This is a genomic window from Phyllobacterium bourgognense, assembly GCF_003337575.1.
Classification (GTDB): Bacteria; Pseudomonadota; Alphaproteobacteria; order Rhizobiales; family Rhizobiaceae; genus Phyllobacterium; species Phyllobacterium bourgognense.
This window is the reverse complement of sequence record NZ_QPJM01000013.1, coordinates 85,550-106,892: the sequence shown is the minus strand read 5'-3', so window position 1 is coordinate 106,892 and position 21,343 is coordinate 85,550. Positions and strand designations below refer to the sequence as shown.

The following is a 21,343-nucleotide window of genomic DNA, read 5'->3' as shown; positions in this document are numbered from 1 at the left end:
AACGCTACCCCGGCCATTTAGTTTGTGTGATATATTCATAATAAGACGGGATGGAAACATGGCTGGCACGATCAAGACCGTAGGCATTGTTGGCGCAGGGCAGATGGGTAGCGGCATCGCACATGTCTGCGCTTTGGCTGGATACGATGTTTTGATCCATGACCAGTCGGCCGAACAGATCGAAAAAGCCCTCGCGACCGTTAACGGCAACATGGCCCGCTCTGTTTCCCACGGCAAGCTCGAGGAAGCCGAGCGCGTCAAGGGAATGTCACGTATCCGTCCGGCATTGCGGATGGAGGACCTTTCCGGTGTTGATCTTGCCATTGAGGCAGCAACGGAAGACGAGACCGTAAAACGCAAGATTTTCGCGCAGCTGTGTCCAAACCTCAATCCGGAAGCCATCCTCGCCACCAACACCTCGTCGATATCGATCACACGCCTTGCTGCGACCACTGATCGTCCGGAACGATTCATCGGGATTCACTTCATGAACCCGGTTCCGGTGATGCATCTCGTCGAGCTTATTCGAGGCATTGCAACGGAAAACGTCACGTTCGAAAGTGCCCGCGAATTTGTCGCCAGCCTCGACAAGACCATTACCGTATCGGAGGATTTCCCGGCATTCATCGTCAATCGCATCCTTTTGCCGATGATCAACGAAGCGATCTATGTGCTCTATGAGGGCGTCGGCTCGGTCGATGCCATCGATACCGCGATGAAACTCGGCGCCAATCACCCGATGGGACCGTTGCAGCTGGCCGATTTCATCGGCCTCGATACCTGCCTGTCGATCATGCAGGTGCTGTATGACGGCCTGGCGGATTCCAAATATCGCCCCTGCCCGCTCCTGGTAAAATATGTCGAAGCCGGTTGGCTCGGACGCAAGGCCGGCCGCGGCTTCTATGATTATCGCGGCGAACATCCCGTTCCGACGCGCTGAATGTCCTCCACGCATGACTGTTGAGATTCATGCCATGACGCGACGAAAATGGTGGTTTTCAAGCACCGGAGCGCAGAAAAACGCCATTTGCAAGCCGTCAGAGCGTGGATATCGATGAGCGGCGACGATAGCGCGCCGTACGATCCGGATACGCGGCGCTTGTCCAAAGTACTTGTCGAGATCGGCGCGGATCCGGCGACGAGAATATCGTTCGACGACATTCTCGACGCCTTGTCTGAGCGCAGTTTCGGCGCGCTGATGATCCTTTTTGCGGCGCTCAATCTTGTGCCGCTTCCTCCGGGCACTTCCACGATCTTCGGCATTCCGCTGGTGCTGCTCTCGATCCAGATGCTGCTTGGCTTTGAAAAACCGTGGTTTCCGGCCTTCATGCGGCGCAAATCAATGCAGGTCGAAACGTATCGCCGGTTCATTGCAAGGCTGGAGCCAATGCTCGTTCGCTTTGAAAAGCTGGCACGCCCGCGCTATTGGTTCGTTCCGCAAATGATCGTCGAGCGTGTCGTCAGCATCGTCGCGCTGCTGATGTCGCTGATTGTCATCCTGCCGGTGCCGCTCATCAATCAGCTTCCGGCGCTTAGCATTGTTCTTTTGGCCATCGGCCTTGGCGAACAGGACGGCGTCTGGCTTGGAACAGGCCTTTTGGTGGCAGCGCTTGCCGCAGGCATCGCCATCGGGCTCGGTGCCTCAGTTGGGCTCGCGGCCCTGCATATTTTCGGTTGAACATGACACAAGAGAAAAAGATCACGATCTATGTCGACGCCGATGCCTGCCCGGTCAAGGCGGAAGTTTACCGCGTTGCCGAGCGTTATGGCGTCAAGACCTTCGTCGTCTCCAACTCGATGATGGCAATTCCGCGCGATCCGATGATCGAGCGTGTCATCGTCAGCGATGGTTTCGACGCAGCCGACGACTGGATCGCGGAGCGTGTCTCGCGCGGCGATGTGGTGGTTACGGCGGACATTCCGCTCGCCAGCCGCTGCGTCAAAGCCGGGGCCGACGCCATTTCGCCGACCGGGCGCGCCTTTACCGAAGCCTCCATCGGCAACACACTCGCAACACGCAATCTCATGGACGAACTGCGCTCCGCCGGGCAGATCACCGGCGGTCCGCGGCCATTTTCCCCGAAAGACCGTTCGAGCTTTCTTTCCGCGCTCGACCTCGCTATTGTGCGTTTGAAACGTGCGGGCTTCACCTCCTGACGGGAGTGCGGATGGGAGCTATGCGTTTCTTGGCATTGACGGAACGCGTCGCAGGCTCTACGAGAGCGCAACAAAGCTACATGCGTGCCGCTCGTGCTCCCATTGACGCCGAGCCAACCACACGCCCAAACCAGCACTGAAAGTTCATTGATGACTATTTTTGATTCTATCGCCCCGGCGTTGTCCGGTGCATTGGCAGCCCGTGGCTACGAGACCCTGACGCCGGTGCAGACCGCTGTTCTGGCTCCGGAAGCGACAAGCGCCGACCTTCTGGTCTCCGCCCAGACGGGGTCCGGCAAGACTGTCGCCTTCGGTATCGCCATCGCACCGACCTTGCTTGAAGGCGAAGATCGCTTCACCTCCATCGGCGCACCTTACGCACTGGTCATCGCCCCGACGCGCGAACTGGCATTGCAGGTTCGGCGCGAACTTGAATGGCTCTATGAGCCCACCGGCGCGCGCATCGCTTCCTGCGTTGGTGGCATGGACATGACCAAGGAACGCCGTGCGCTGCAACAGGGCGCGCATATCGTCGTCGGGACACCCGGCCGTTTGCGCGACCATATCACCCGCGGTTCGCTCGACATGAAGGAACTGCGCGCAGTCGTGCTCGATGAAGCCGACGAGATGCTCGATCTCGGTTTCCGCGAAGACCTCGAATTCATTCTCGGCGAAGCGCCGAAAGACCGCCGCACCCTGATGTTCTCGGCTACAGTGCCAAAACCCATCGCTTTGCTCGCCAAGCAGTTCCAGAAAGACGCCCTGCGCATTTCCGCCACGAGCGACCGCGAGCAGCACGCGGATATCGAGTATCACATCATGCCGGTGGCACCGCGTGAGCGCGAAAACGCCATCATCAATTCCCTGCTCTTCTACGATGCGCAAAACACCATTATTTTCGGCTCGACCCGCGAGGCGGTGAAGCACCTGACCAGCCGCCTGTCCAATCGTGGCTTTTCCGTCGTTTCCCTTTCAGGCGAATTGAGCCAGGCCGAACGCACCAACGCCCTGCAGGCGATGCGCGATGGCCGTGCCCGGGTTTGCGTTGCGACCGATGTTGCGGCGCGCGGCATCGATCTGCCCAATCTCGACCTCGTCATCCATGCCGACCTGCCGAACAACTCCGAGACGCTCCTGCATCGCAGCGGCCGCACCGGACGTGCTGGCCGCAAAGGCATCTGCGTCTTGATCGTGCCGGCATCGCGCCGCCGCACCGCCGAGCGCCTGTTGCAGGGCGCCAAGCTGTCGACGACAATGGTGCCACCGCCGGATGCAGACGCCATCAACAAGCGCAACCATGACCGCATTCTCAACGATCCTTCCTTGACGGAAGTCGTGAGCGAGGAAGAGGCCGGCTATGTAGCCGAATTGCTCGGCCTGCATTCAGCCGAACAGATCGCCGCTGCCTGGCTGCGCCAGCAGATGGCAGCGCGCCCTGCCCCGGAAGAACTCTCCAACACGCCGTCGCATGTCCTTGAACCGATCCGCAAAGGCAGCTTCGAGGATCGTCCGGGCCGCGGCGAGCGCACGTCGCGCTCGGATCGTTTCGAACAGTTCGAAAGCGGAGCATGGTTTTCCTTGAGCGTTGGCCGCAAGCAGCGCGCCGAGCCGCGCTGGCTCCTGCCGCTGATTTGCAAGGCCGGCGATATCACCAAGACCGATGTCGGCTCGATCAAGATCCTCGAGACAGAAACCCGCTTCGAGATCACCGCCAGCAAGGCAGATGCGTTCATGGCGCGGATCAAGCAGTATGGCACCGGCGAAAAGGGTGTGAACATCACCCGCAGCGAAGGCGCCGGCCCTTCATCGCCGCGTCGCACTGAGGGCGGCGACTTCAAGCCGAAGAAGCAATTCGGCGAGAAGCGCGAATTCGATGATCGCAAGCCGCGCTCCAACGACGAGAAACCCAGGACCGATTGGGCGGCCAAGCCAGCCAAGGCAAAGCCGGAAGGCTGGACCACAGAAAAGCCAAAGAAGGCCCCAAAGGAACGCAAGCCCGGCGAACTGCATGGCTTCGACAAGTACAAAGCCAAGAAGGCACGGAAAGCCGCGACCAGCGGCGGCGAGTAGTTCAATACATTCGCATAATCTAAAAGAGCTCCATCTCGCGATGGAGCTTTTTTTATGCCTGCAGAGGTGTTCTTCCGCATTTTCCCATCGTCCACCTCTCTGAATTATCTCATCTTCGGCCTCTCCGTCGTCCGTGGCCACTCCCTCTCCGGAATCCATGGCCACTTCCTCTCCGTCATCCTCGGGCTTGACCCGAGGACCCATTGGGAACTTGCAAATTGCAGCGTTGACTTCTTGTTTTAACACGAAGTGTGGGTCCTCTGGTCAAGCCCGAGGATGACGGAGAGGGAGGCGCTTCTACGCCTGCGAATCCCTTGAGGCCCGAACTGGCACGATCCTTGCTGTGATCATTTGATGCGAGCCTGTGCGCATGAGTTTCCTGCAGGGCGTATGAATGTTGCCACCTTATATTTTTGTCATTTCACGGTCGATTATTTTCAAAATACGACCTCCAGTTGAGGGAATTATTTACAATGACGCAATGGTTGAAACCCGGCACGCGCTTGGCGTGCAGACTTGCACAAACAGCGTGCATATCGGCACTGCTGGTTGGCGCTTTATCAGGCTGCAATGAGGATAAGACACCGGCCACCGGCTCGACATTCGATGTGCCGCCGCCGGTAAAGACGACAGTTACCACGGACGGGCCGGTTACAGGCACGGTGACCGTTGGCAGTCCAGCGCAGGAGCCCATAACCACCGGCGGCCTTGCCATTCCACTGCCAACGAAAATCGGGCGCTTTACCGAAATCGCGCCCGATACCGCCGGCGGAGCGACGTTCCGGTCGTCGCCTGAGATGGACTATGATCTCGGCCATCTTGTTGCTTCGGTGGCACATGACCTGACCTCGGCCAGTGATGATCAGGTCATGATCTCCCAGGTTGCCGGCTGGATGCGCTATCCGCAGGACCCGGTCAGCCCACTTGCGTCCAAAGGGCGCTTTCCCGTCATAATCTTCGAACATGGCCAACATTCCTCGTCAGATCCCAGTTACAAGGGTTACGATTATCTCGCTGAGGAACTGGCAAGCCATGGCTATGTCGTTCTTTCAGTCGATGGAAATGCGATCAATGGCAATTTGATGGGAGATCGGGAAGGCCAGGCACGCGCGCAGCTGATCCTCGGTACGCTCGATCGTTTGCAAGAGATCGACAAGAAAGGTCAGGTCAACGAATCCGGTGAAACCGGCCCCCTCAATTTCCTGAAAGGCAAGCTCGATTTCACCCGCGTCGGCATCATGGGCCATTCGCGCGGCGGCCAGGGTGTTTCCAATGCCATAAAATACAATCAGACACGGGTGGGGGTCAGCCCGGGCGATCTGATAAAAGCGTTGGAGGCTGACCCCGATTTCTTCGCGGACGACTATCCGGACCTTGTCGCCGCAGTGACACCCGCACCGACGCAACCGGTCGTCACACCTGCTGTCGCGAAGATCGAGAAAGTCGTACCAGCCCACATCGATGAGGAGAGATTCACACTCGTCTACGAACGAGCTAAAGCAACGCTTACTGGTGCATCATTACCGGACGCCGAGACCCTGAAAACCCTTATGCTCGCCGGTCCAACTCCCTTCAGCACCGTTTTTCCCGAGTTGCTGACCACGATTATACCCGCGACCACAGAAATGGTGGAGAAGGAACCAACGGCCAGCATCGACGAGACACAATTCAAGGTCATCTACGAACGATATAAAGAATCGCCATTTGTTGGCGGATTATTGCCTGACGCCGAGTCCATCAAAACCCTTCTGCTCGCCGGTCATTTCACCTTAAGCGCCGCATTTCCTGATTTTCTCGCAACGGTCGTACCAGCAACCGCACAGCCGGTTGTGAACGATGAAGGTCAGACAAACGATACGAACGACAACAATGAAGAAAACCAGCCGAACGATGGCGCTAAAATGACGTTCGAGGAAGCGGTCACCAAATACAATATCTTCTATGCTGCCGGCCGGGAAACCATTCCTCCTTACGACTTCAAGGGTGCATTCATGCTGGCGCCGATGGACAATAATGGCAATCTCGGCGTGAACAATGTGCCTCTCGCCAACTTGCTGCCCACCTGTGATGGCGATGTTGGTTTTCTCCACGGTGCAAGATCGTACGACCATAACCGTTTCGGCCCTGTAGCCGACACGGCACCGCGCTATCAAATCCAGGTATCTGGCGCCAACCACAATTTCTACAATACGGAATGGAAGGATGATGATATGGATTACAATGACAAAGTGTCCTATTGTGCAGACAATCGGTCGCATCCCATGCGCCTTAACAGGGTCGATCAGCGCCGCGGCGGCAGTTTTCTCATCAATTCCTTCATGCGCTATCATGTCGGCGGCGAACACAAATTTGCTGCCTATTGGAATGGCACAGCCCAATTGCCCAATGCTGCTTGCCCCTCGACAGATGGGCCCTGCGATGAACATATCGTTTTGACTGTGCAAAAGGGCGCGCCCAGCCGCAAGCTCATCGCCCGTTTCGAACGAGATGACAGTGTCAACAGCAATGAGCTTGGCGGCACTATCAGCTTGAACGGATTTACGGCCCTTGCAAGGTGCGAGATGCCAATTGGGAATGATTATTCGATTGGTAGCATTTGCCAGCCTGGCCTGTTGGATGGATTCCAGTATGCAATCAATCCCAATGGTGAATGGAGAAACTACGGCATGCTCTCTATTGCCGACCAGCTTGACCTTGCCTGGTCGAACCCTAACGCTTCGCTCGTCACCGATCTCAAGGGGCTTTCCGCCAAGGGCATGGATTCGCTCACCTTCCGCATCGGCGTCGTGCGCCCGACGGGCCAGGAAGTGCTGGTAACGCTGACCGACGGAGCGGGCAGGACAGCAACCCTGACGGCGAGTGACTTCAGCAATGCCACCTACAATGCGCCAAGACCAAAGGCGGATGACCGGCCACTCAAGGATCATCCGGACGATGAAGTTTTCGCCAACAAAGGTGAGTTGAAGGTCCTCATGAACATGGTTGCCATCCCGCTCAAAGCTTTCGAGGGTGTCGACACGAACAACCTCAAAGAGCTGAAACTCGTCTTCCCGAAGGAAAGCGGCAAGGTGGCGATCACCGATATCGAGCTGCAGAACCTTGACCGGGAGAAACCTTCGCAGAAGCTCGCCAAGCAATAGCGAACCGCTACCATTGCATCTCTCCCCTTCTGTTATCACAGAGGGGGAGGATTTTTCCCGGAACGTGCTCCCAAGGTCCGTCGAGATTCACGCTCTGACGAGCCGAAAACGGTGGTTTTCGAGCACCGGGGCGCAGCGTACTTTAAGGTACGTGAGCACCGGAGCGCAGAAAAACGCCGTTTGCAGGCCGTCAGAGCGTGAATATCGACGGACCCTGGACGCCGAGTTCTTTCAGCCGCTTCACCGCCGTCGGCGGCATGGGCGGCGGATTGTCCGACTTCGCCGCTTCGATCAAGAGCTCGTCGCAGGCGGCTTCCGTGACCTCTTCGAGCTTCTTCAAAAACGCGTCATTGTCGAGACCCGGCTGGATCGGCGGCAGGATACGGCAGCGGATGACGCCGGGATAGCGCATGAACTTGCGGCGCGGCCAATAGAGCCCGGCATTGTGGGCGATCGGAACGACGGGAACACCGAGCTCGCCATAGATATGCGCGACGCCGTATTTGTAATGCGGCGGCGCACCCGGCGCGGTCCGAGTGCCTTCAGGATAGATCATCAGCTGCCGGCCTCCGGCAACGGCTTCACGCGCGCCCCTCACCGCCATTTTCATGGCCGCGGAACGCTTGCCGCGATCGATCGGCACCATTTTCATTTTCTGAATGTACCAGCCGAACAGCGGAATCCAGGTCAGCTCCCGCTTCAGGATATAGACCGGATCGGCGATGTGCGGCAGGAAGGCATAGGTGTCCCAGAAGGACTGGTGCTTCGGCGCACAGATGTATGGACCATCCGGAATATTCTCCAGCCCATCGATGTGGACGTCTGCGCCGACGATCACCTTTTGCAGCCACAGGTTCGATTTCGCCCAGTTTTTCGGAACGCTCCACGCCTGTTTGCGCGGGCTCAAGAAATAATAGGGCGTGAAGATGATCATCCGGATGATCAAATTCAGATAGAAAAGTGTGTTGAAGGCGATTGATCGAATGATCGTCATCTGAGTCTCGGGACGGTTGGCTTAGCGCCTTCGTATACTAATGCCGCGATGCCGTGAACTCTCAAAAAGTCTTCGCGCCAAGCTTGAGCCCGAACAGGCTGTCGGGGAGATGCGAGCGAACTTCAGCACCAAGATATTTCATATATTCGACCAGAAGCACCCGCACCACCAGGCCGCGGGAAATCCAGTCGCCGTCGCGCAGGTTGGTGTTGATGATCGGATAGGGGATGAATTCGATGTCCTGCGAGACGCGGCGGAGTTCCACCATCGTGCGGGGAATATGGTAGTTGTTGGTGACCACGATCACCCGCTTGTACTGATGTGCATGGGCCCACTTGACGCTCTCGGCCGCATTGCCGACCGTGTCCAGTGCCGAACGGTCGATATCGACACAGCATTCGAACAGGCTGGCGTCGCCGCCGGTCACACGCTGCAATTCGCTGCGATTGGTCGTTGGATGCACGCCGCTGATGAAAAGGCGCTCGCCGCGCTTGTTCTTGAGGAGATCGAGCGCCCCTTCGATGCGGGAATAACCGCCGGTCAGAACGATTATCCCATCGGCTGGCCGGCTGAGATCCGGTGCCTCCAGGGTCGTGACACGATCGGCAAAGAGAATGAACCCGCCGATGAACAGGACAAGACCCAGAACGCAGGCGATGAACAGCGGCAGCACGATGCGCCTGCGGATGAACGCGAGCAGCCGTCCGCCGCGCGTAGCGATCTGATCTTGTTGGTTGCCGTCGTTTGCGCCCATGTTGGATTAAAAATGCCTTGTTCGAGGTTTGTTCTTGTTCTGTTTAATAAAGAGTGCCGCGGCTGAGCTTTTGTACAATCCGGATATTAAAATGAATAAAATGGCATCAGGTTTCGTGGCTTTCGCCGCTGCGCCCGTCAACCCGTCTCAAATGCGCTATGACCGTCATTCTTGTTGTTATCATGGTCAGGATGCTGACCGCCAATATGATAAGAACAACGCCCGTATAGCCGCCGGATCCGATGGAAAAATTGCCGAAGAGCGCCGTCGCCTGGTCTGCCTCGGGCGTCGCCAGATTGTGCGACGACCACCAGCCGATACACAGGAAAATGACGATGGCAAGCGCCCCGCCGCAAGCTGCACCCTTGAGCGCCGTCCAGAAGAAATGCCGCTCGAACTGACGCGCAACGAAATTCTGGTCGGCACCGATAAAATGCAGAACCTCTATGATATGTCCGTTGCCGGCCATTGCGCCACGCGTCGCGAAAATAACCGTCAGCACAGTCGCTGCGACGACGAGTGCCAGCACCGCCATACCGATCAGGACCGTCGAACGCGCCATGGAAACGAGCCGGTCCACCCAGTTGCGATGATCGTCGAAACTGGCGCCCGGCACCTCCTTGACCAGCGCGGCGCGAATTGCCGCGAAATCCGGCGGCGAAGCTTCATCGAGCGTGACGATCACCAGCCTCGGCACGGGCAGCTCGTCTATATCGAGACCGCTTCCAAGCCACGGTTCCAGCAGACGCTCCGTCGCGGCACGGTCGATGATGCGGGTCGATTTCACGCCGGCAAAGCCCTGCGCAATGGTGCTGGCCTGGTTGAGCAGCGTCTCCATATCCTGGCCCTCGACCGGACGTATCTGGATGGTGGCCTCGGTCGAAATCTGGCTCTGCCACGTCGTCGCCGTCGACTGGACGAGACTGACGGCGCCAATTGTAAGGCAGGCGAGGAAAGTCATGATGGCGATGACGATCATCAGGGCGTGGCCAACGACATTGCCGGCGGGCACAATCGGCGCCTGTCCGCTTTTGGCCTGAAACCGCTCTATGGCACGGCCAAACAGGTCTAGCGCCAGATATTTGATGCGGGCGGGGTCAATCATAAATGTCGAGCCTCCCCTGATCGAGGATCATGCGCCGCGCATTGATCTGGTCCATCAGCGTCAGATCATGCGTCGCGATGACGACCGCTGTGCCCGAGCGGTTCAGCTCGCCGAAAAGCCGGAGCAGGCGTCTCGCCAGCGGCGGGTCGACATTGCCGGTCGGCTCATCGGCGAGCAGAATTTCCGGTTGATCGATCAAAGCCCGCGCGATTGCCGCACGCTGCTTCTCGCCGCCGGAAAGGACGGGCGGCAGCACGTGCATGCGTTCGCCGAGGCCAACCCAGTCCAGAAGCTCTTCGACTTCGGCGCGATAGGTCGCCTCCTCCTTGCCGCGCACACGCAGCGGCAGCGCCACATTCTGATAGGTGGTCATGTGATCGAGCAGACGGAAATCCTGGAAAACCACTCCGATGCGGCGCCGCAACAGCGGCATTTCCTTCGACGAGATCGTGGCGATATCCTTGCCAAAGACGTTGATCAGGCCGCGCGTCGGCTTCAGCGTCATGAACAACAGCCGCAGCAGTGACGTCTTTCCGGCGCCCGACGGGCCGGTCAGGAACTGGAACGACCGCGGTGAAATATGGAGACTGACATCACGCAGAACCTCCGGGCCCATTCCGTATCGCAAACCGACATTCTCAAAGCGAATCAAGCGTAACTTTCCAATCTCGTGTCCATGCGTGTTCTATTTTGTGCGGACGGATTTGGCCACCCATCAAACGCAGCCGGACATCAGCCAAAACATTAATTTTTGTGGGATAGGCTGTCCCATGATTCGGAAAAAATTGTCTGCAAGAGGGCAGATGATGCCAAAACCGTATTTTGCAAAGATCGATACAATGGAAACCAAAGATAATACGAGTTCGAATGTTGTGCCTTCCGTCGACAAGGGCGGTGCGCAGGATGTCGATTTCGAGACATTGACGCGCGGCCCTGTCGCCAAGGAGGCCGGGGCTGATACATGGCAACGCCTGTTGCCCAGCGATGAAGCGATGACGATACTGCATGTGCGCGAAGGCGCAGAAAGCAGGGGGCCGGGCTTCGGCTATTGGCTTGTGGTCGCCTTGGTTGCCGTCTCGGTCTTCTGGATAACCGGCGGCCATACACTGATGTCCGGAGCGTCACCCGCTGACGATCCGATGCTGACCACTGGTTCGGTCGGGCACACGAGCGAACACGCACGCTAGATTTCCAGGCAATGATCGGGCTATAGCAGTTGCATATGGTCAGAGCCCGTTTGGAAAGTCGCTGCGGCGAGACATATGGCGTGGTTTTCGAGAACCGGAGCGCAGCGTACATTAGGTACGTGAGCACCGGAAGCGCAGAAAATCGCGTCAGATGACCGCCACATTAGACTTTCAAGACGGGCTCTCAATCGGGAAGAACTGCATGCCAAAGGTCGGTGGAAAAAATATCGAAGTCCTTTTCAGCGCCGAGACAATCGCGGAGCGAAACCTCGAACTTGCCAAGGCCATCGTCGCCCGCAATTTCGAAAACTTGCTGGTGATTTCGATCCTCAAGGGATCCTTCATCTTCGCCGCAGACCTCATCCGCGCCATGCATGATGCGGGAGCGGAACCGGATGTGGAGTTCATAACGGTATCGAGTTATGGCAAGGGCACGGAAAGCACAGAAGTGCGCTTGCTCCGCGATATCGACAGCGATGTGCATGGCCGCGACGTGCTTCTGATTGACGATATTCTTGAATCCGGAAAAACGCTGAAGTTCACCCGCGAACTCATGCTGGAGCGCGGCGCACGCAGCGTTTCCATTGCGGTGCTGCTCGACAAGAGCGTCAAGCGCAAGACCGATATCGAAGCCGATTTCAAAGGTTTCGAATGCCCGGATTATTTTGTCGTGGGCTACGGCATGGACGTTGGCCATTCCTTCCGGCAACTGCCCTATGTGGGTGTGGTGGTGGATTAGCTCGACATCCTACCCTCTCCCTTGTGGGGAGGGAGGCTGCGAAGCAGCAGGGAGGGGCTTTTTTAACGGCAGGCAAGACCCCTCCCCGAACCAGCGGTTCGTCCCTCCCTACAAGGGGGAGGGTATGGTGCTAAACCTTATGCGACTGCACTAAAATTCAATCAAACTTCAGCAATCTCTCCAGATAATCTTTTTCCATCTGCGGACTCAGTGCATTGCCGAGGCGCTTGCGGATTTCCTCCAGGATTTCGCGGGCCCGCTGGATATCCAGGTCTTTGGGCACGATATTCTTGGACTCGTCGGGGAAACCTCCCGTGGCGCGCTGGCGTCCCAAAGGATCGAGCCTGCCATTTTGCTGCTGCTGTCCGTTGGGTCCGCCAGTCTGGCCTTCCTGACCCAGGGCCTGCTGCATCTGTTTCATCATGTCCTGCCCGCCGCGGCGCAGGGCGTCGAGTGCATTGCTCTGCCGGTCAACCGCCTGGCCGCCATCGGCTTCGCCCAGTGCCTTCCCCGCCTGGCCCATGGACTTGTTGGCGTCGCCGAAACCTTCACCGGGATTGACGCCGAGCCCCTTCAGATCCTTCATCATCTGTTCGAGATCAGACTGCAGCTTGCCCTGGCCTTCCTGAAGGCCGCGCAGGGCCTTGGCGATATCCTCTTCCGACATCTGGCCTTGCTGACCCTCCTGGCCATTTTGACCCTGCTGGCTTTGGCCCTGGTCCTGCTGCATGCCATTCTGACGCTGTTGCTCAAGCCGGTTCGTCTGGTTCATCATCTCCTGCTGGCGCCGCATCAATTCGCCCAGCTTGTCCATCTGCTGGCGCATCTGACCTTGCTGGCCCTGCTGGTTTTGCTGCTGCTGACCCATCTGCAGATTGTTCATCATGTTTTCGAGTTCGGAAAGCAGCTGCTGCGCCTGATCCTTCGATCCCTGCTTGGCCAGGTCCTCGATGCGGTCGAGCATGCGGTCAATGTCCTCCTGCCGCAGTTCCGTCGCGTTGGGATTTGGCATTTGAGCCATATTCGGGTTTTTCTGGGCTTTCTGGGCAAATTCGCGCAGATACTCGTTCATGGCGCTGCGCAGTTCTTTCATGCGCTTTTCGATTTCTTCCGGGCTTGCACCCTGTTCGATCGCTTGCTTCAGGGCTTCCTGTGCCTGACGCAGACGGCGCTCGGCGTCCGAAAGAGCGCCATCCTCGATACCACGCGCGACTTGCCACATATAGGCGACGACATCGCGCAACTGCTCGTCGCTGCGCGCAAGATTGAGCCGCGAGCGGACACTGCGCAAAGCGAGGTAATGAGATGCATTCTTGATCGTTTCTTCCGGCCAGATGGTGATTGCATCCAGCATATCGAGCACTTGCGGCTTGGCATTGGCGTTGAGCGCCAGCAGGCGACGCTGTTCCACGACAGCCTTGGCCAGCGGGTTGGCGAAGGGCCGTTCGGGCATGACGAACGTCTTGGTCTCGCTTCTGGCTTCCTGTTTCGCGTCATCGGTCGCGACCAAGGTCATACGTACTTCGGAACCGGCCCATGGATGCTCGGTGAGATCCTTGGTGGTCGTGGTCTCCTTGGGTTGATCGCCCCGCCGCGGCAGCGCCAGAGGCAGGTCGGGCGCTTTGTAGAGGGGTCGCGCATCCTTGTCGGCAGGCAATGCCTGCTCGATTTGCGCCACCGCGCCCGATGCACCGTAATCATCCTTGATTTCGTAGGAAACCTCCATCGTGCCATTTGCAGCACTGGAGGGATCCTTGGTGAAGCGGATGGAAGGCGGCTGGTCGGGCGTTACTGAAAACGCCCATTCGGCAAGCGGGTTGCCATCATCCGACAGGCTGACCGTGCTGTTGGCACCTATCGGCAGTTCGAAATTGCGCGGCCGGGCTTTGGTGGTCGCTGGATTGTCTTCCGGCTTGCCTTGTTCTTTCGCCGCAATATCTGTTGCCTCCCCATCCAGCGACGTCTGGGTAACTTTTTCCGATCCGCTGCCGCCGATGATGCGAACGACAAGCGTGCTGTCCTGCGGAATGGTGAACTGTTTTTCTTCCGTATTGGCTGCCGTTGTCAGGAAGAGCGGTGCGCGTCCGGTATAGCGCGGAGGCGTCACCCATGCATCGATGCGAGGCGGAATTGCTTCGCTCTTGCTATGACTGCGGAACGCATCGTTGATGCGGCCGCCAAGTGGCCCACCGGAAAAAGCAAAGGCGACGACGAGAAGCAGACCGACAACCCCGCGCAGCGCCCAGGGATCGCGTTCCGGAATACGGGTTTGCGGCAGGCCACTCTTCAGGTTCTGGATGCGCTCGGCCATGCGCTTGCGGTGTTCGTCCCACAGCGCCTGAGCAAACGGATCAATGGACTTGTTGACGAGTTCTTCCGACTGGATGGTGATCGGCTGGTGATCGAGCGTGTTGACGCTTTCCAGACGCTGGCTGATTTCTGAGTGATCGGGGAGACGGAAGCTCAGCAGGAGATAGAGGCAGAGGGGCAGCGATAGAACAAAAAGCCCCAGCAGTGCCAAGCGTAAAGGATCCGGAATTATCCGGAAAATACCGAACCAGGACAGGCACAGGAAAAGGGCAACTGAAAGCAGCAGCGGCAGTACGAGCGGCCACAGACGTTCGAACACAACGGTCAACCATGTAGACAAACGGAGGCGATCGATACTTTTGAAAATATCGAACCTGTACCTGATCGCGTCCCGTTTGTCGGGTTGTTGATCGGTCATCCGCACTCCATTTCGCCGGCATCGACGGGGCCGGCATCATGGAACAATACCATTCATCATGGCAAAGGCGAGGCCTTGGGGTAAAAATGCGATCATAGTTTTGTGTAGAGGGGGGAGATGCCCCTCCCCGTCGCTTCGCTCCGTCCCTCCCCACAAGGGGGAGGGTCAGGCGCTAGCTCATATATCCCGGAGATTTGCATGAACGTGCATCAAAGGCGCAACGGTCCCGCCCTCCCCCTTGTGGGGAGGGAGGCTGCGAAGCAGCAGGGAGGGGTCTTTCTTAGGACTGCTAGAGCCAGTCTGGCACCGAATCGAGCCCGATCAGTTCGTCATAGGTCGTTCTGGGCCGCACCACATGGAACCGGTCGCCATTGACAAGAACCTCCGGCACCAGCAGACGTGTGTTATAGGTGCCGGCCTGCACGGCGCCGTAAGCGCCTGCCGTTCCAATGGCGATGAGATCGCCGGGAGCCGGACGCGGCAGATCGCGATCGAGGCCAAGATAATCGCCGGTTTCGCAAACGGGACCGACGACATCGCCGCGAATGCGCGGATCGTTGGCCGCAGGTTCCTTGACCGGGCGGATGATATGAAAGGCGTCGTAAAGCGTCGGGCGGATGAGATCGTTCATGGCCGCATCGACGATGATGAAATTCCGCGCGTCGCCTTCCTTGAGGTAAATTACCTCGCTGACCAATATACCGGCATTGCCGACGATGAGACGGCCCGGTTCGAAAATGGTCTTCAGGCCCAGCGGCTTGATATGCTTTTGCACGATTTGCGCATAGGCATCTGGCAGCGGCGGCGGATTATTGTCGAAGTGATAGGGAATGCCCAAGCCACCGCCGAGATCGACATGCTTGATATCGTGGCCGTCCGCCTGGAGCTGCGCCACCAGCTCGGCCAGCAGCCGGAACGCATTGTCGAACGGCTCGAGATCGGTGATCTGGCTGCCGATATGCATGTCGATGCCGGTGACCTTCAGACCGGGCAGCCTGGCGGCATGCGCATAGATCGTGCTGGCCTTCGCAAGCGGAATGCCGAACTTGTTCTCGGACTTGCCCGTGGAAATCTTCTTGTGGGTCTTGGCGTCCACATCCGGGTTTATGCGCAGCGACACCGGTGCAATCTTGCCGGCAGCAACCGCACGTGCGGAAAGAATTTCAAGCTCAGGCTCGGATTCGACGTTGAAACAATGGATGCCGGCGGCCAGCGCATAATCCATTTCGCCGGGCTTCTTGCCGACGCCGGAAAAAACGATCTTGTTGGCCGGGATGCCTGCAGCAAGAGCGCGGCGCATCTCGCCCTCGGAGACCACGTCAGCGCCTGACCCAAGACGCGCCAGTGTCTTCAGGACGGCCTGATTGGAATTGGCCTTGAGCGCGTAAGCGACAAGCGTCTCCATATCGGCGAATGCCGCCGAAAAGACCTTGAAATGCCGTTCTATCGTCGCGGTGGAATAGCAATAGAAAGGCGTTCCGACCGCCTTGGCGATGTCGGGAATGCTGACGCCCTCGGCATGAAGAACGCCGTCTTTGTAGTCGAAATGGTTCACGTACGTGCCTAGATCAACGGGTCAAGGATGAAACGCTTGTCCTGAACGGGCGGTTTTTCCGTCTTCGGCTCGCCGGGCATCGTCGTAACGGAAGCCGGCGGCAGCTCAGGATCGCCCTTTCGGCCACAGGCCGAAACAGCGCTTAAAATTGCAATCGACATCAGTATTGTCGTCAAAAAAGAACGGCTCGTCATAGTTTGATCCCGAATGGCGTTTACTCTGTCTAGCGTATGAGGGCGCTCTTTGCACCCCCATCAGCAGCCAATATTGTTTTAGAGTTTGGCGATACGCTTTTGCCAGAATTTGATCTGGCGGCGCACCTCGCCCGGCGCCGTACCGCCATAGGATTTGCGGCTGCGCACCGATTTGTCGACGGTGAGATAACCGAAGACCGTATCGGTGATGCCGGGATGTATCGCCTGCAGCTCTTCGAGCGACAGCTTGCCGAGCTCGGCTTTCTTCTGTTCGGCAAGTGCCACTGCGCGTCCGGTCACGTGATGCGCTTCGCGGAAAGGCAGGCCCAGTTCACGCACCAGCCAGTCAGCCAGATCGGTCGCAGTGGAATAACCGGAACCGGCCGCTTTTTTCATTGCGGCGCTGTTGATGGTCATGTCGCCAACCATGCCGGTCATCGCGGCAATGCATAATTCCAGCGTTTCGGCCGCATCGAACACAGCTTCCTTGTCCTCCTGCATGTCCTTGGAATAGGTCAGCGGCAGACCTTTCATCACGGTCAGGAGACCAACGAGCGAGCCGGTGATGCGCCCGGTCTTGGCGCGCACCAGTTCGGCAGCGTCGGGGTTCTTCTTCTGCGGCATGATCGATGAGCCGGTGGAGAAACTGTCGGACAGGCGCACGAAACCGAACTGCGGCGTCGACCAGATGACGATCTCTTCGGCGAGGCGGGACAGGTGCGTCGCGGTGATCGCGGCGGTCGAGAGAAATTCCAGCGCATAATCGCGATCTGAAACACTGTCGAGCGAGTTGCGGGTCGGTTCCCGGAAACCCAGCGCCCTGGCTGTCATGTGCCGGTCTATCGGGAAACCAGTCCCGGCCAGCGCCGCAGCGCCGAGCGGCGATTCGTCCATGCGGAAGATGGCATCCCGGACCCGGCTCAAATCGCGGCCGAACATCTCGACATAGGCCATGCAGTGGTGACTGAAGGTGACGGGCTGCGCCGTCTGCAGATGCGTAAAACCCGGCATCAAGGTCGATGCATGCTCTTCGGCACGCTTCAAAAATGCTTCGATGAGCTTCTTCAGCGCAATCGCCGTCCTCTCGAATTCCGCCTTCACCCAGAGGCGGAAATCGACGGCGACCTGATCATTGCGCGAGCGCGCCGTATGCAACCGGCCCGCTGGTGCGCCGATCAGTTCGGCCAGTCTCGACTCGATATTCATGTGTATGTCTTCGAGCTTGCGCGAAAACGTGAACTTTCCCGTCTCTATCTCTGACAATATCGTGTTCAGGCCCTTTGCGATCTTGTCGTGATCGTCCGCCGCTATTATGCCGGTCTTCGCAAGCATGGCAGCATGGGCAAGCGAACCCTGAATGTCCTGGGCGTAGAGTTTCTGGTCGAAGCCGATGGAAGCATTGATTTCTTCCATGATCGCGGCGGGACCCGAGGCAAAACGGCCTCCCCACATTTCATTGCTGTTCTTGTTGTCGGACATGGGTAGCGCCTTGGGTGAGAAGCGAGAAGAGTAAAATGACGGACGGCAACGAAACGCAGAAAACGCCACGCGACAACAGCAGGAAGATCATCCTGTCTGCAGCACTCGCAGGCATTCTTGCCGGTGCGGTTGCGGTATACGTGATGGAACGGCCTTCTGGCAATATTGTCGCCGGTACAAACCCGTCCGCCGATCAATGCGCTTTGAAAACCGCGAATGCCAAGAAGATAGACGGGGCCGCCGTTGGCGCCATCGCCGCCATGCGTGGCGCGGACGCACCTCAATCCATGTCGGCTTTGACTTTCACCGCTCCCGATGGAAAGCCTGCCCGCCTCGGCGATTTCAAGGGCAAGACGCTTCTCGTCAATCTGTGGGCGACGTGGTGCGTGCCGTGCCGCGAGGAAATGCCGGCCCTCGATGCGCTGGAGACGAAGAAGGGCGGCGACAATTTCCAGGTCGTGACCATCAACATCGATACGGGCGACGACGAGAAGCCGAAGGCGTTCCTGAGCGAGATCGGCGTCAAGTCGTTGCAGCTCTATCGCGATCCATCGATGGGCGTATTCAACGATCTGAAGCGCAAGAACCTCGCTTTCGGTCTGCCAGTGACGATGCTTGTCGACAAGGACGGCTGCCAGATTGCGGCGATGAACGGTCCGGCCGATTGGTCCAGTGATGACGCCGCCCGTTTTGTCGATACGGCGACCGGCCTGTAGGCACCGTCTGGACTAGGGTCTGTTCAGATTTTATGTCAGGGCGAGGCGAAAACGGTGGTTTTCGAGCACCGGAGCGCAGCGTACATTTGGTACGTGAGCACCGGAGCACAGAAAAACGCCGTTTGCAGGCCGCCATGGCATGAATCTCAACAGACCCTAGCGGTCAACCGCGGCGACGACCGCCTCCATCCAGTGATCGCGGATCTTCATCTTGTGCATGTGCTCGAGCGTACTGTGCACATAGTCTTCGTTGCGGCCCGATTGACCCACTGAACCGCGCACAGCCGTCGCAGCCTCGCTTACGGACAGCCTGCCCGCATACTGAACATGGCTGCGGTCGACGATATAGGTCAGCGCCTCGACCTTGCGCCCGTCTTCGAGCCGTATGGCCAGCCGCCGTTCGAGATAGACATGCGTGACCAGTTCGCGCGCCCGCAAATAGGCGACGACCTCGTCCTCGAGATCGCCAGGCACGCGAAACGCCATCCCGAGACAGGAACCTCCCCGGTCAAGGCCCAGCACCAGCCCCGGACGTTCGGGCGTACCACGATGCACATAGGAGCGGACACATAGCGCCCTTCGATAGCCATGCAGCCGGGCGTGCAATGTCTCCACATGTGCAAAGCCCGGCTTCCACATCAGAGAGCCATAGCCAAAGACCCAAAAATCGCCCATATCCGTCCTGATAGATTTGTTTGATAGAGATTTGCCTGAAAGACCGTTTGAGAATTCGGCCCGGCGAGTCAACTGGTGTGGTTTTCGAGACCCGGAGCGCAGTGGACATTGAGTCCATGAGCACCGGAAGCACAGAAAATCGCATCAGATGGCCGCCGGATTGGATTGTCAACTGACCGATAGCGAGACCCGCCCCATGCCGTCAAGCACTGCCGAAAAGAGCCGCAAGCCTTGGAGACTGCCAATCATCATCGGCGCACTGATTATCCTTGCCGGCGTGATCTACACCGGCGGCTGGTACTATCTGGCCAATCAATTGGAAAGCCGGGTCGCAACGAATATCGCGGCCTTCAAGCAACAGGGTATCGACGCCACTTGCGAAAATGCCAAAGCGAGCGGCTATCCCTTGCGCGTTGGCCTCGACTGTTCGAACGTCGGCTGGGTCGACCGGGCCAAGAACATATCCATCACCGCCGGCGCCTTTCGTTCCGCCGCACAAATCTACGATCCGCTGAAGATCGTCAGCAGCGTCGAGGGCCCTGCCGCGGTGGATGTGCCCGGCGCTCCGCCTCTCGACGTGAAATGGGAACATCTCGCCACGAGCGTCCGGCTCGACAAACCGCTTCCCAAACAACTGTCTATCGAAGGCAGCAATGTCATGGTCAATGAACGTGGGAACGCGAGCAATCCTGTTCCGTTCGCTGTCATGCAGACCGGGAAACTTGAATTTAATACCGCCCAACCGCAGATGGATATCGCACTATCCTTCGACAAGCTGAAGATCGCCGACAATATCGTCCTCGACAGACCGTTGCCGGAGTTGACGGGAGCTGCAGATGTCCAGCTTGCCAATGGTTTCGCGCTTCTGGCAAAACCCGAGCGTGACCTGTCGGTTCTGCGGGGCCAGACGGGAACGCTGCGCAAAGTCGAACTGTCTTTCGAGGATGGCAGCGGGATTGCGATTTCCGGTCCGTTTTCCGTCGCCGATGACGGGCGCATCAGTGGTGATTTCAAGGTGACGATGCGCAACCCGGAAGGTGTCGCCAAAGTCATGCAGGGCATTTTCCCTGAAGCAGGCAATACGATTTCGACCGTCGTTCAAGCGATGGCGTTCGTTCCGAAAGACGCGAGCGGCGCGCCGACGCTGCCTATCACGGTGAAGAACGGCAAAATGTCGGTTGGCTTTATCGGTATCGGACGGCTGCCTGCGCTGTAAACTTGCACTAGGCCATCGACGAAAGTAGTATTGATAACAGTTATCAAGCCCTGATACGTTTCTTGAGAGCAACAACCATGGCCAGCAGCGTGAACCTCGGAATAAAACTCGAAGCCTATGTGGATGATTTGGTGAAGTCCGGGCGTTATAATTCACGCAGCGAAGTCTTGCGCGAAGGCATAAGATTGGTTGAGGAGCGTGAAAAGCGCCTCGCAGCGCTCGATGCAGCAATTGCTCGGGGGCTTGCGGACGTTGAGGCTGGCCGGGTTAAGCCTCTACGTGAAGTCGCCGATCGCCTGAAAGCAAAATACCAAAGTATGGTGGAAGATCATTCGTGATTGTCATCATCACGGACGAAGCGGAGGTCGATCTTGAGGAAATTGGCGACTATATAGCGCGCAACAGTCCGCGCCGGGCAGTCAGTTTCGTGGATGAACTAGTTGATCGATGCGAGCGTCTTGCCAGCATGCACAACAGTTTCCCGTTTGTATCAGGACACGAGCATACTGGCGTCCGGCGTCGGCCGTACGGCGAGTACCTTATCTTCTATCGTTTCGACGAGGCTGGCGTCAAAGTTTTGCGCATTCTCAACGGCGCCCGAGATCACGAATCCATCGTTTTTCCTGAACCATGA

20 protein-coding genes are annotated in these 21,343 nt (G+C 57.9%); 11 read left to right on the top strand and 9 right to left on the bottom strand.

What is annotated here, in order from left to right:
* The first annotated feature begins 58 nt into the window (after positions 1-58).
* The 5 genes from C7476_RS20070 to C7476_RS20045 all read left to right on the top strand — a co-directional run bounded on the left by C7476_RS20070 (position 59) and on the right by C7476_RS20045 (position 7,367).
* Complete coding sequence (locus C7476_RS20070; protein WP_114431638.1) at positions 59-940, top strand: 3-hydroxybutyryl-CoA dehydrogenase; 882 nt, start codon at positions 59-61, stop codon at positions 938-940.
* 114 nt (positions 941-1,054) lie between these two features.
* Positions 1,055-1,678, top strand: coding sequence for an exopolysaccharide biosynthesis protein (locus C7476_RS20065; protein WP_181872530.1), 624 nt, complete (start codon positions 1,055-1,057; stop codon positions 1,676-1,678).
* Between the two features lie 2 nt (positions 1,679-1,680).
* Complete coding sequence (locus C7476_RS20060) at positions 1,681-2,157, top strand: YaiI/YqxD family protein (RefSeq protein WP_114431636.1); 477 nt, start codon at positions 1,681-1,683, stop codon at positions 2,155-2,157.
* 150 nt (positions 2,158-2,307) lie between these two features.
* Entirely contained in the window at positions 2,308-4,227 is a 1,920-nt protein-coding gene (locus tag C7476_RS20055) for a DEAD/DEAH box helicase (RefSeq protein WP_114431635.1), read from the top strand.
* Positions 4,228-4,700: 473 nt separating this feature from the next.
* A complete protein-coding gene (locus C7476_RS20045; RefSeq protein WP_114431633.1) occupies positions 4,701-7,367 on the top strand; it encodes an alpha/beta hydrolase family protein in 2,667 nt (888 codons plus the stop codon).
* A gap of 190 nt (positions 7,368-7,557) precedes the next feature.
* Here C7476_RS20045 and C7476_RS20040 read toward each other — a convergent pair whose 3' ends face one another.
* From C7476_RS20040 to ftsE, 4 genes are all read right to left on the bottom strand, one after another.
* Positions 7,558-8,361: a lysophospholipid acyltransferase family protein gene (locus tag C7476_RS20040; RefSeq protein ID WP_114431632.1), complete on the bottom strand. Its 804-nt coding sequence runs from the start codon at positions 8,359-8,361 to the stop codon at positions 7,558-7,560.
* A gap of 61 nt (positions 8,362-8,422) precedes the next feature.
* Positions 8,423-9,115 (bottom strand): YdcF family protein, encoded by a 693-nt coding sequence (locus tag C7476_RS20035; RefSeq protein WP_245426431.1) that lies wholly within the window; start codon positions 9,113-9,115, stop codon positions 8,423-8,425.
* 106 nt (positions 9,116-9,221) lie between these two features.
* The gene (locus C7476_RS20030) at positions 9,222-10,220 is read right to left on the bottom strand and encodes a cell division protein FtsX (protein WP_114431631.1); all 999 of its coding nucleotides are present in this window, start codon (positions 10,218-10,220) and stop codon (positions 9,222-9,224) included.
* Entirely contained in the window at positions 10,213-10,836 is a 624-nt protein-coding gene (gene ftsE, locus C7476_RS20025; RefSeq protein ID WP_245426436.1) for a cell division ATP-binding protein FtsE, read from the bottom strand. Before ftsE ends, C7476_RS20030 begins: the two co-directional genes overlap by 8 nt.
* Before the next feature lie 187 nt (positions 10,837-11,023).
* Between ftsE and C7476_RS20020 the strand changes: the two genes are divergently transcribed.
* Together C7476_RS20020 and hpt are read left to right on the top strand one after the other, a co-directional pair.
* Positions 11,024-11,407: a hypothetical protein gene (locus tag C7476_RS20020; RefSeq protein ID WP_114431630.1), complete on the top strand. Its 384-nt coding sequence runs from the start codon at positions 11,024-11,026 to the stop codon at positions 11,405-11,407.
* A gap of 202 nt (positions 11,408-11,609) precedes the next feature.
* Positions 11,610-12,146 carry a hypoxanthine phosphoribosyltransferase gene (hpt, locus tag C7476_RS20015; protein ID WP_114431629.1) on the top strand — a complete coding sequence of 179 codons (537 nt, stop codon included), beginning with the start codon at positions 11,610-11,612 and terminating at the stop codon, positions 12,144-12,146.
* A gap of 157 nt (positions 12,147-12,303) precedes the next feature.
* Here hpt and C7476_RS20010 read toward each other — a convergent pair whose 3' ends face one another.
* The 4 genes from C7476_RS20010 to argH all read right to left on the bottom strand — a co-directional run bounded on the left by C7476_RS20010 (position 12,304) and on the right by argH (position 18,102).
* Positions 12,304-14,874: a TIGR02302 family protein gene (locus C7476_RS20010; RefSeq protein ID WP_114431628.1), complete on the bottom strand. Its 2,571-nt coding sequence runs from the start codon at positions 14,872-14,874 to the stop codon at positions 12,304-12,306.
* 289 nt (positions 14,875-15,163) lie between these two features.
* The gene (gene lysA, locus C7476_RS20005; RefSeq protein WP_114431627.1) at positions 15,164-16,429 is read right to left on the bottom strand and encodes a diaminopimelate decarboxylase; all 1,266 of its coding nucleotides are present in this window, start codon (positions 16,427-16,429) and stop codon (positions 15,164-15,166) included.
* An 8-nt stretch (positions 16,430-16,437) separates the two neighbouring features.
* Entirely contained in the window at positions 16,438-16,623 is a 186-nt protein-coding gene (lptM, locus tag C7476_RS20000) for an LPS translocon maturation chaperone LptM (RefSeq protein ID WP_112523509.1), read from the bottom strand.
* A 78-nt stretch (positions 16,624-16,701) separates the two neighbouring features.
* On the bottom strand, positions 16,702-18,102 hold the full coding sequence (gene argH / locus C7476_RS19995) for an argininosuccinate lyase (RefSeq protein WP_114431626.1): 1,401 nt from the start codon (positions 18,100-18,102) through the stop codon (positions 16,702-16,704).
* 35 nt (positions 18,103-18,137) lie between these two features.
* Here argH and tlpA point away from each other — a divergent pair, with 35 nt between their 5' ends.
* On the top strand, positions 18,138-18,818 hold the full coding sequence (gene tlpA, locus C7476_RS19990; RefSeq protein ID WP_114431625.1) for a thiol:disulfide interchange protein TlpA: 681 nt from the start codon (positions 18,138-18,140) through the stop codon (positions 18,816-18,818).
* Positions 18,819-18,974: 156 nt separating this feature from the next.
* Here the strand turns inward: tlpA and C7476_RS19985 are convergent, their stop codons facing one another.
* Positions 18,975-19,493, bottom strand: a complete 519-nt coding sequence (locus C7476_RS19985; RefSeq protein ID WP_114431624.1) for a gamma-glutamylcyclotransferase — start codon at positions 19,491-19,493, stop codon at positions 18,975-18,977.
* Between the two features lie 196 nt (positions 19,494-19,689).
* Here C7476_RS19985 and C7476_RS19980 point away from each other — a divergent pair, with 196 nt between their 5' ends.
* The 3 genes from C7476_RS19980 (at position 19,690) to C7476_RS19970 (ending at position 21,343) form a co-directional block, all read left to right on the top strand.
* Entirely contained in the window at positions 19,690-20,709 is a 1,020-nt protein-coding gene (locus C7476_RS19980; protein WP_181872529.1) for a DUF2125 domain-containing protein, read from the top strand.
* A 77-nt stretch (positions 20,710-20,786) separates the two neighbouring features.
* Entirely contained in the window at positions 20,787-21,047 is a 261-nt protein-coding gene (locus C7476_RS19975) for a type II toxin-antitoxin system ParD family antitoxin (protein WP_114431622.1), read from the top strand.
* On the top strand, positions 21,044-21,343 hold the full coding sequence (locus tag C7476_RS19970; protein ID WP_114431621.1) for a type II toxin-antitoxin system RelE/ParE family toxin: 300 nt from the start codon (positions 21,044-21,046) through the stop codon (positions 21,341-21,343). The genes C7476_RS19975 and C7476_RS19970 overlap by 4 nt, the downstream gene beginning before the upstream one ends.